Origin of the sequence: uncultured Oscillibacter sp. (assembly GCF_947654275.1) — a bacterium.
Lineage (GTDB): Bacteria > Bacillota > Clostridia > Oscillospirales > Oscillospiraceae > Oscillibacter.
In genome coordinates, this window is sequence record NZ_CANTJS010000010.1 from 61,500 (window position 1) to 71,364 (window position 9,865).

General features: G+C 46.9%; 10 protein-coding genes and 1 other RNA gene. 2 read left to right on the forward strand and 9 right to left on the reverse strand.

All coding sequences use genetic code 11. From position 1 onward, the window contains the following. Window positions 1-56: 56 nt before the first annotated feature. The 9 genes from Q0063_RS04410 to Q0063_RS04450 all read right to left on the reverse strand — a co-directional run bounded on the left by Q0063_RS04410 (window position 57) and on the right by Q0063_RS04450 (window position 8,457). Window positions 57-359 carry a hypothetical protein gene (locus Q0063_RS04410; RefSeq protein WP_297870769.1) on the reverse strand — a complete coding sequence of 101 codons (303 nt, stop codon included), beginning with the start codon at window positions 357-359 and terminating at the stop codon, window positions 57-59. A 453-nt stretch (window positions 360-812) separates the two neighbouring features. Next, window positions 813-1,853, reverse strand: coding sequence for a hypothetical protein (locus Q0063_RS04415; protein ID WP_297870770.1), 1,041 nt, complete (start codon window positions 1,851-1,853; stop codon window positions 813-815). A gap of 6 nt (window positions 1,854-1,859) precedes the next feature. Next, window positions 1,860-3,527, reverse strand: coding sequence for a type IV secretory system conjugative DNA transfer family protein (locus tag Q0063_RS04420; RefSeq protein WP_297870771.1), 1,668 nt, complete (start codon window positions 3,525-3,527; stop codon window positions 1,860-1,862). Window positions 3,528-3,548: 21 nt separating this feature from the next. Then, window positions 3,549-5,093: a metallophosphoesterase gene (locus tag Q0063_RS04425; protein WP_297870772.1), complete on the reverse strand. Its 1,545-nt coding sequence runs from the start codon at window positions 5,091-5,093 to the stop codon at window positions 3,549-3,551. A gap of 249 nt (window positions 5,094-5,342) precedes the next feature. After that, the gene (locus Q0063_RS04430; RefSeq protein ID WP_297870773.1) at window positions 5,343-5,912 is read right to left on the reverse strand and encodes a KilA-N domain-containing protein; all 570 of its coding nucleotides are present in this window, start codon (window positions 5,910-5,912) and stop codon (window positions 5,343-5,345) included. A gap of 56 nt (window positions 5,913-5,968) precedes the next feature. Continuing rightward, the gene (locus Q0063_RS04435) at window positions 5,969-6,319 is read right to left on the reverse strand and encodes a recombinase family protein (RefSeq protein WP_297870774.1); all 351 of its coding nucleotides are present in this window, start codon (window positions 6,317-6,319) and stop codon (window positions 5,969-5,971) included. 186 nt (window positions 6,320-6,505) lie between these two features. Beyond that, window positions 6,506-6,869: a transfer-messenger RNA gene (ssrA, locus tag Q0063_RS04440) on the reverse strand. Between the two features lie 305 nt (window positions 6,870-7,174). Further along, complete coding sequence (locus Q0063_RS04445) at window positions 7,175-7,648, reverse strand: hypothetical protein (RefSeq protein WP_297870775.1); 474 nt, start codon at window positions 7,646-7,648, stop codon at window positions 7,175-7,177. Between the two features lie 203 nt (window positions 7,649-7,851). Further along, entirely contained in the window at window positions 7,852-8,457 is a 606-nt protein-coding gene (locus Q0063_RS04450) for a recombinase family protein (RefSeq protein WP_297870776.1), read from the reverse strand. 615 nt (window positions 8,458-9,072) lie between these two features. Here Q0063_RS04450 and Q0063_RS04455 point away from each other — a divergent pair. After that, window positions 9,073-9,606: a QueT transporter family protein gene (locus tag Q0063_RS04455; protein WP_297870777.1), complete on the forward strand. Its 534-nt coding sequence runs from the start codon at window positions 9,073-9,075 to the stop codon at window positions 9,604-9,606. Between the two features lie 59 nt (window positions 9,607-9,665). Then, window positions 9,666-9,865: hypothetical protein (locus tag Q0063_RS04460; RefSeq protein WP_297870778.1), on the forward strand; the 200-nt coding region annotated here is incomplete at its 3' end.

Here is a 9,865-nt window from a genome sequence, read left to right on the forward strand (position 1 = left end):
GGGCCAGACCGCGGAAACCCCACGCGCCTGTCCCGGCGGGCTTTTTAAGTACGCTTCTACGGCTGCGGAGGCTGATAGTCCCGTATACCCGGAAAGTACACAATCGTATCCGAACCAATCAAATCCGTAGCGGTTCCCTCAAATTCCTCCATCATGGGATTGCTGGGATCATTAAACCCCTTTGCCTCCAGATAGCTGCCCAGCTGGTCCAGTACATCAAAAATATTGCGGTCCTGTTTTACGATGATGCCTAACGTGATCACCGTCTCACCCAGCATCGTACGGCCTGAGTAATTTTCACAAACCTCATAGTCGTTGTCAGGTTCATTGCAGAACGCCCGAATCATGTCTGCCAGCATGAGAATCATCCCTTCATAAAAATGTACTGTACAAGCGCCGGTTCTGCACGCAATTGGCAGTTGGCATACCTGACGCGGCGTCAGCGCGCGGATGCCTCCGGCTTCTTGGCGGAGGTTTCCGCCCCTTCCGTAAAACAGAGAGAGGGGAACGACAGGATGAGCGCGCTCCGACTCGTCTGGCGCCGGCAAAAAAGATGCAGCCCTCAACCCGCATCCCCCGTCCCTCTCGGACCCGAATCCAGCGGAGCAAATTGGGACCGAAGGCGAAGAAATTCCCAACATAGCGCAGTTTTCCACCCAAAGGCGGGAAACGAAGCGGTGTTGGGAATTTCTGAGCTGTGTTTCGTTGACAAAAAAGATGCTCTTGAAATGTGCTACATTACCCCAACATCCTTTTTTATCAAATAGGGTATTATTCTACCTGCTCAAAGAATTGTATCCTGCAGGCATTTCTCAAAAATCATATGGGTCATCTACTGCAGCATCTGTATATGGGTATTCGTAGCCAGTTTGTGCTTCAATTACCTTAATCGCAGTATTAGCAGTTCTGGAAAAGGTATCATTTAACCCATTGCGAATGGCTGTATGAAAGTCTTTATACATAGAATGAACTAATGCTTCAAATTCAGGGTTATTACCTTCTTGATTTTCAGAAAATATTTTAGAGGCTTTACTTAAAGCTAAAAGCAGAAAAGCATAACTGCTATTAATATCTGGTTGTGGATTAAATGTATTAATACAGCACTTCTGTAAATTCTCAATCGATTTTTGGTATTCTCCTTTATCAAACATGATATCAGCCAAGCGCAACGCACACTTAGGTGCAACTCTCACTTGCTCTAATCCAATTTGTAGAACGTCCCCCTCAGTTAATTCTTCCTCGCCTTCGCCATAAAATACACTTAATATATTTGCTTTTTTAAAATAAGCTTGATCCGACTTCTCCTTCTCAATAAATTGATCTGCCAAGACGAGAGCTTGGTGTTTCAATTTATATTGTTCTTCATCTGTTTCAATATGGTTTATTTTTTCTATCAAATAGTCTATTGAAAAAGAAAATGCTCTCCAATTCCATCTACTTTTTGAGATTTGAGAAAGAGTGAGATATGGCTCATCGCAAAGATGATATTGTCCACTAGAAATGCCATACCGAATCAAATCCGCTAGCATATCAATTGAAAATGGTATGCGCTGCAACCCACACTGTAGAATCATACAAGCACAATCAAAAATGTTTTGTCTCGCATAACTAACCGCAACATTATGATAGTCATCTGCTGTACCTAGAATCTGTAAATCACTATTATTAAATAGTCTTGAAATATCTCGTAATTTTTTCCTAGGACTATTTAAATAATCAACATCCCCAAATTCCTCATCCTCTGAATCTAAACCACAGATTAGGTCATTTACTACCGTTTCAACGTCAGATAAATTTACTAGCTTTTCTTCTGAAGCTATTTGTATTAATTCTTCGTATTGGATTTTTCTCATATATAACTAGCCCCTTTCGTCCTCTGTGCCCTTGGAGATGCGAATTTCTTCACGCATCGTTTGATTCTTTTTTTGCATTTCTTCCTTTTCCAATTCAGCAATTTTACAATCAATTGATTTAAGCATTGAATCAATATCCACACCCTGTATCAGATCAAGGGCTTGCCTTTTTTCAGGTGGTATATCGAATTCCAAAAGCTTTATTTTTTTCGCTCTCCTAGGGCAAACAGACCTTTGAACAAAGGCATTATGATCATATTGCTCAATATCAGGCAACCTTGTTATGCATGGCTTCGCACGCCCACATAATAGCAATGCTTCTCCACTTTCCTTTTTTAGCCTCTGTAATGCGGAAATGGATAAAACTGGCTTTTGTATATCCGATGAAGTTTTACCGCACATGGATGAGATTTCTTCTAAAAGCTGAATCTCTCGGCTTGTAAAGAAAATCCAATTATTGCAATTTGTTTGGATTGTATCTGTTTCCTCTCCATATCGTTGGAGAAGTTGATGTTTACTTTGTATTACTAGTGTAAAACGAATATTCCTACTCCTTGCAGCGGTAATCATAGCAGGGAAATCCTGAATAGTTGGCAACGATGAAAATTCATCTAATACATAATTTAACCTATTAATGAGTGTACCTACGTGAAATCCATCTTGCTCTACAGCTAATTGTGCTTTATAAATCATGTATTCATAACTTTGCTTAATAAACAAAGATACTAATCCATGATAGCCCGTCTTCTCGTCTGGAACTATCAAATAAACCACAGAAGGTTGTTTTCCAATTATATCAAAATCGATATCATTATGCGACAACATATCCAACAAATTAGGTTGAATAGAGAACATCCGTACTTTTTGATCGAATACACTTAGTATTCCAGCCCTTGTATCATTCGCTGTTTCAACCGTTCCAATTAGTGCAGAAGCGATTATTGGATCACTTTTGGCATACTCCCAAAGATAGTTTTTCTTTATCGTTTTATTTCCAGAGATTAAGGCATTACGAAGTCTGACAACATTGCCAATATTAACATATTCTCGGGACTTTCTAAACTCTTTACAGTATTTAAACAATAGCAAAACAAGTCCAAAAAAGAGTGATCCAGCACTATTGTCCCAAAATGGATCGCTCTGCGACTTCTCTGAATGAATCAAATTTTCAGCAATATCATTGACAAACTCATAAGCCTTATCAACTTCTCCTTTAATGAAAAAATCAAAAGGGATAGAAAGCGGATTCCAACATTCTCCATGCAATGGAGATCGTAGGTTTAAAACAAAAATATTATAATTTTGTTTTTTCAAATAAGATGCAGTTCTATTATAGATTTCCGCTTTTGGATCTGAGATTATCATGGATTCCCCAGAACTACCAAGAATACGAACTAACGGCATACAAACCAAACGACTTTTTTTTGAGCCAGTTGGACCAATTACTAAAGTATGCGAATCTGTGTGGTCAACAGCAACTGTACTATCTTTTTCATTCCACGCTAACGGTATACCTGCCTGACCAGATTCCCAAGGCTTTTCCCCTACAATATCCTTGGGAATTGTCTTACCGTTTTTCAAAGAATACTGACGAAAAGGTCTCACCATATCAGATATTGACTCAAAATATTTGCGATACTTTGTTGAAATGCTCTTGTCATAGACTATACTCATACATCACGCCTCCAAGCAAATCTAATCTATTTGAAGTTTTAATGTTTTTTCTCTACTTAGATCTTTTTCAACATTAATCCGAGACAATGAAGTCTTCATAAGAATCCCTTTTAATTTTCTTAGATAGTTCAATATCTCTTTACTATCTTTTAGATCAGACTTTTTCAAACTATCAAGCTCCTGTAACACCTGCACTAAATCATGCAATGCAGCCATAATTGAATTAAAATCACTTATTTGCAGCACATTTGTTTCGATTGTTTTTGTGGTCTCTGCAATTTCCTTAAGCTCATATTGAATGGCACTGTCTTCGGCATCGTATCCATCTGAAACTTTAGTGGTTAAAAAATGAATTCTGCGAGTTAAACTAGAGAGCGTTTTCTCAACTAGTTCTTTTCTTTCTAAATATTCAGAGTAGAATTCTTTTTCGCTGCAAATGGTTTCATTTCCTGCGGCAATTTCATTAACCTTTTCGCAAGTTATATTGAGGATTTCCTGGGTTAGCGGATGATCAAAATAGTATTCCAAATTAATCGGGCGTCTCCCAGGGTTTACAATCCATGTCCATTTGACAGGATTTCCCTTTTCATCCTTTTCTAGCGTATATGTTCCTTTTTGAATTATTGGAATTACTCCTGTACGAATCTTTAATATATTGCATGATGCCTCCTTGGTATCTCTACTGCTTATAGTTCCAGCAATATTTGTAGCATATATTGTATCCTCGTCAAAGTGTTGATGTCCATGCAAAAAAACAATATGGTGTGATAAGTGCTTAAGCCTGTCAAGCGATGATAAATCGTTGGGATTATTTCGTTCCATTTCAGACAGCCAAGCATGTGTCGGATGATGAAACATAATTACAGTTGGCCATTCTTTCGCATTAATAGCTTTCTCGTCAAGCAACCGAACAATTTCTTGAGCTTGATTTACACCAATCTGAAGTTTACCTTGATCAGTCCCATTTTCTCTTTTATAATCACACAACCACGCTGAGTTCATAACAATAAAAAGAATTTGTGTTTCGCCAATGTTAAATATGCGATATCCATACAAATATTTAGCTATTTTCTGCTTTTTAGGAGATCCTTTTAAAAACAGGGGGTCATTACATAACATACAAGGACTGTATTTTTGTAGCCCAGACGAAAAACTCTCAAAAAACGGAAGTAATTCTTTAATATCATTGCCAGATAGAGGATTTTCAAGATTTTGAAAGTAATCCAAATTTGGATTTTGTTTTTTATCGTGGTTACCAGGACAACAAATTATTTGTTCTGATTCTGCTTCTGTAAAAAGCTTTTCTAAAAACTCCGAAACTGTATAATAGATTTGTTTTGGAGTCTTATCACTACGTACATACTCATATTCTTTCCCTGACCATCCTAAATCTCCCGTAGTCGCAATGATATGGGGCATCCAATCGTCAGGAATCTCTTTTCTAAAATAACTGAAAAACAAATCAATTGTCTTTTTCCTCCTTGCAAGATATGTTTCTTGTGTCTCTGAATCAGCCTCAATGCCACAATGAAGATCAGAAATATGTAGTATATTAATCTCCGGCAATGTCTTCGCCCCACATTCGTATCTAATATTGCAATTAATAAAAAAGTTGTTTTGAGTTAAATATATAAATATGATGCTTATCGCCTTATCAGAGCCGTTGCTTCATCTTGTGTCTTGCTGTGTTAAGGCGATAAAAATAGTTGAAAATAATTCTATCATGATTTCAAATCGATGGAGTTCACTAACATCCCAAATTATACCCTTGCAGATACGATGGTTCAATCTTTTGCGAAAGAGAAGTGCGTTAATCTATATATGCTCTCTTACAATTGCTAATCGCACTTTCGGATCTAACCATAGACGGAAATCTGCAGCAATTTCAGGGTAAGCACTCACGCCTCCACCTTTGCCCTGCTTTACTCGCATTCCAACTGCGTGAGTCCTACGAATCCACAAAAATGGTGTAATGGTAAGCGATGTTATATGTCCTTGGTGGATCAGTTCCTCACAGGCTCTATCATCAAATTCTTCATTCATGTCATTTTCCCATTGGCGGAGAAATTCCAATGTATTGCGGCTACGCATCCAGCTTTGAATAACGTATCCAGGAAATTCTTCAGAATATTGTTTCGCCAGTCCTGTTAATGACACCATATCCTCACAGATCATGCCTCGCATATAACATCGTATGATTTCAGTATAATCTCCAATCTTTTGAGTCATCCGGAGTTTTTCATCATCTAACGAGTCGTAAAAAGACTTCCTGTGCCTGTCCACCAAATCCTGGTCTATTATCTTCTTGTTGAGAAGCCGACCAATTGCGGACTCATATTGGAATGCCAAACGTATGTAGAGTTCACCGACTTCTTTCTCTGTCATGATCCCATGCTCCCTTTTTCTGCAAGTATATCAGAAAAAACAGGATTTGTATAGTCTCATCTTGTTTTGAGAGCAGGTGACCGATATCTCGTCGCTTTTCTTGGATGTCCGGCCTTGTCATAATCCACATTACACCGGCGATCCCTTTCGAATTGAGCATCCATGTATACATATATCCCAACAATTGGGATATATTTCTTATTGGCCAGGAGCTTATCAACAGCCGCCCTGGTCCATTTGGCGTTTCCAGTCGGAGAAGCTATGCCCTTCGCAAAGAGCATATCAACTATTTTCCCCAAGCTGGCTCCTGCAAGATAATACTCAAATATGCTGCGGACAACATCTGCCCTTTCCTCATGGATGGCAATTCCCTCGCCAACTAAAACATAGCCATATGGAATCTTCATAGTAGCCTCACTTTCTAAAGCATAAATAAAAGCAGGTTTAAGGGGAGCCAATCTCCTCAAATCTGCTTGCTGGCATCTGCCGGTTATGTAATTATAGACAAATTTGGTTCTTTGTTTTGGTGCAATCCAAACAAGAAATAGCAAAACCTGCGTATAACTATCGTTAAACGCAGGTTTTGTCTACAATGGTGGAGGTGGCGGGAGTTGAACCCGCGTCCGAAAGCACTTAAACGGGACTTTCTCCGGGCGCAGACGGTTATTGCGGAGGTCTCTCTCCTCCCGTTCCCCTTCCTGACGGCAAACCGTCACGCCGGTCAGGTCAGGTGAGCTTCATCATGTGTGGTACGGGCAAAGCTTACCGTACGCACATTTACCGCTAAACGACGCCCTTCCCGGTTCGCGGTCCTCCCGGGTCGGACGGCTGCCTTAATTAGGCAGCAACAGCAACAGTGTTGTTGTTATTTAATTTATAATTGCCCGTTTTATGGCGGTCAGGCGCCGCCGCCCGCTGGTCCCGCCTCCATACCCCCGTCGAAACCCTTACACCCCCGTCTTGATTCGGGCAGCATCCGCGCCGCTTGTTCCCGCCGTCCTCCGGCTTCCGGAACCGCGCTCCGCCTCTTTGCCCCTGTTTCTGCGCCGCAGGGCGCGGCGTCCATCCTGGGCCGATTGGGTAGAAAGCTCTTATACTATAGCACATTCCCGTGTCGAAATGTGTTACGATTTCGTAACAGTTTGCAGGGGTGGTCCCTTTCACGCCGGCGGGGCCCGGGGATGCCGTTTTCCGGGCCCAAGGGCTTCCCTCCGCCTGAACACCGGCGGTCTCCGGATTCTCCGGCGGAGTTTGAAGCGGCGCTATTTGGCCCTCTGCTTTCTGCCGGAGGAAGATCTCCGGAAGGCCTCCCCGGATCCCGCGGCGGTCCGGAGCAGGGCCATCAGGTCTCTCCCGCTGCGGAAGCATGCCGTCCAGCCGGTCCCGCAGATTTGAACCTCGCCCTGCATGCCGCCGCGCTGGCGGCGGCGGACCTGTATGGTCACGGCCTGCAGATCGCCACGCCGGACGCCTTCCGCGCCGTTCCGAAACGTCCAGACCGGAGCGGCCCGCACCACCTCCGCCGGTCCCGGCTCCGACGCCGGACGGCCGGTGGCCTCCATCTCCTTCTCCATCTCGGAGATCAGCTCCTCCAGTCCCTGGAACCTCCGGGGCGTCTCGCTGCAGGCCGACCAGAGCGTTCCGCAGTCCCTGCCGGAAAAACGGACCAGGAAGCTGGCGGGACCGCCGGAGAGGGCCCGGTTCCGTTCCGCGTACTCTATCCATCGTGTCTCCATAACCATCTCCCCTGTCCGAGGTCCTTGCCAAAAAGTACACATTTTGACAGCCGCTATTTTTTTCATTATAGCATGGAGTATTTTGCTTTTTCAAGAGCTTCTGAGAAGAAATCACAGGTCCTTATGGAATGTTTTTCCTGTATTTGGAAGAACCGGCTCCTGTCAAAATGTGTACATTTTGACAGCCGCCCTTTTCTGCCCGGCTACCGCCTCAGCCGGTAGCTTCGCAGACGGCGGTAAAATGTCGCCTCGCTCATGCCGCACTGGGTCAGAGCCTCCGCCAGGGGCAGGCGCTTTTCCTCCCACGCCCTCACGATGGCGGCGAAGTTCTCCGGCGGCGACAGCGGCGGCCTGCCGAAGCGGACACCCCGGGCCCGGGCCGCCGCAATGCCCTGCTCCTGCCGTTTCCGGATGTTCTCCCGCTCGTTCTGCGCCACAAAGGACAAAATCTGAAGAACCAGGTCGGCAATGAACGCGCCCATCAGGTCCCTGCCGTTCCGGGTGTCCAGAAGGGGCATGTCGATGACGCAGATATCCACGCAGAGGTCCTTGGTCAAGAGCCGCCACTGATTCTGTATCTCCACATAATCCCGCCCCAGCCGGTCGATGCTCAGCACATACAGCAAATCCCCCGGCCTCAGCCGCTTCACCAGCCGTTGATACTGAGGACGCTCAAAATCTCTGCCGGATTGCTTGTCCATGTAAATGTCCTCCTCCGGGACCAGCCGCTCCCGCAGGGCGATCACCTGCCGGTCCTCGTTCTGGTCCGTGCTGGATACGCGAATGTATCCATAGGTTTTTCCTGGCATGGATGTTCCTCCTGTTCCATTGGGCCTCGTTTGAGAACGGTCTCGGCGCTTTGCGCACGCAGTCCCATTGTACAGGACGCGGCTTCGCCTGTCTCCGCCCCCGCCGGCCTGGGGACGCCGGCTCCGTGTCCCCCGGCATCCCGGCGGAACCCCGGTCCCCCAAAGGACAGAGGGGGTTCCTCCTTCCCAGCCCTGCGTTCCCGCCCGGAAAAATTAACGAAATCTTAACAAAATGAGTTGATTTTCCTGCCCGGAGGGGATAATCGCCTCTTGCGTTTCCGGTTAGTCCATGCTATACTACCTTCGACAGGTGCCATAACCCTGTCAGGCCCGCCGCTCCGGCGGCTGGGGCCGCATAAAAAAATGGAGGCTGCCGTGGCCTTACCACGCGTCGTTTTGCCGTGCTCTGCGGCCTCCCGTATCAGTCTGCTCCCCGTGAGCGGACCAAGGGGCTGACAGAGAGGCGCAGCGTTTTCGGCGCCGTCTCCGCTGGACTGCGGATGCGGTGTTTTTCTCTAACCTCCTCCGGCGGCTCCAACAGACCGGCGGACCGCCTGCCGGAAAGGCGGCGGCTGCGGAGCCGGGTTTCCCGCCCGCAGCCCTATGGAGGATGATATGCCGCAAATCTCAACAACGTCCCGCTCTCCCATGAGCGCCCGCCGGCTGGCCGCCGCCGGGCTGATTGCCGCCGTCTATGCCGCGGCCACCCTGCTTCTGCCCATCCCTCAGTACATGGGCGTGCAGTTCCGGGTGGCGGAGGCCATGACGGTGCTGCCCTTCCTCTTCCCGGAGGCCATTCCCGGGCTGGTGGTGGGCTGTTTTCTGGCCAATTTCCTGGGCTCCCCCATCATGCTGGACTGGCTGTTCGGCACGCTGGCGACCCTTCTGGCGGCGCTCTGGACCCGCCGGATGCCCAATGCCTGGCTGGCGGCGCTGCCCCCGGTGCTCTGCAACGCCGCCATTGTCGGCGCTGAGATCGCCTGGTTCACCGTCCAGGAGACCGGCGGCGCTTTCTGGACGGCTTATGCCCTCACAGCCCTCTCTGTGGGCCTCGGGGAGGCGGCGGCCTGCTATGCCCTCGGCATTCCACTTCTGCGGCTCCTGCCCCGGATTCCCTCTCTCCGGGGCCGGCTGGCGGCGCGGGGTTAGCAATACCCCCTTCCGCGCCGATAAAAAAGCGCTCCGGCGGTTTATCCGCCGGAGTCTTTTTGTTTCCGCGTTTCGGTCTGGTGGTTGAAGGGGCTGGTACCACGCGGCTGATTGTCTGGTGCTTCCGCCGGGGGAGGAATCCCCCGGACCCCCTCTTTTTGCTTCCGCGTTTCGGTCTGGTGGTTGAAGGGGCTGGTACCACGCGGCTGATTGTCTGGTGCTTCCGCCGGGGGAGGAATCCCCCGGACCCCCTCTTTTT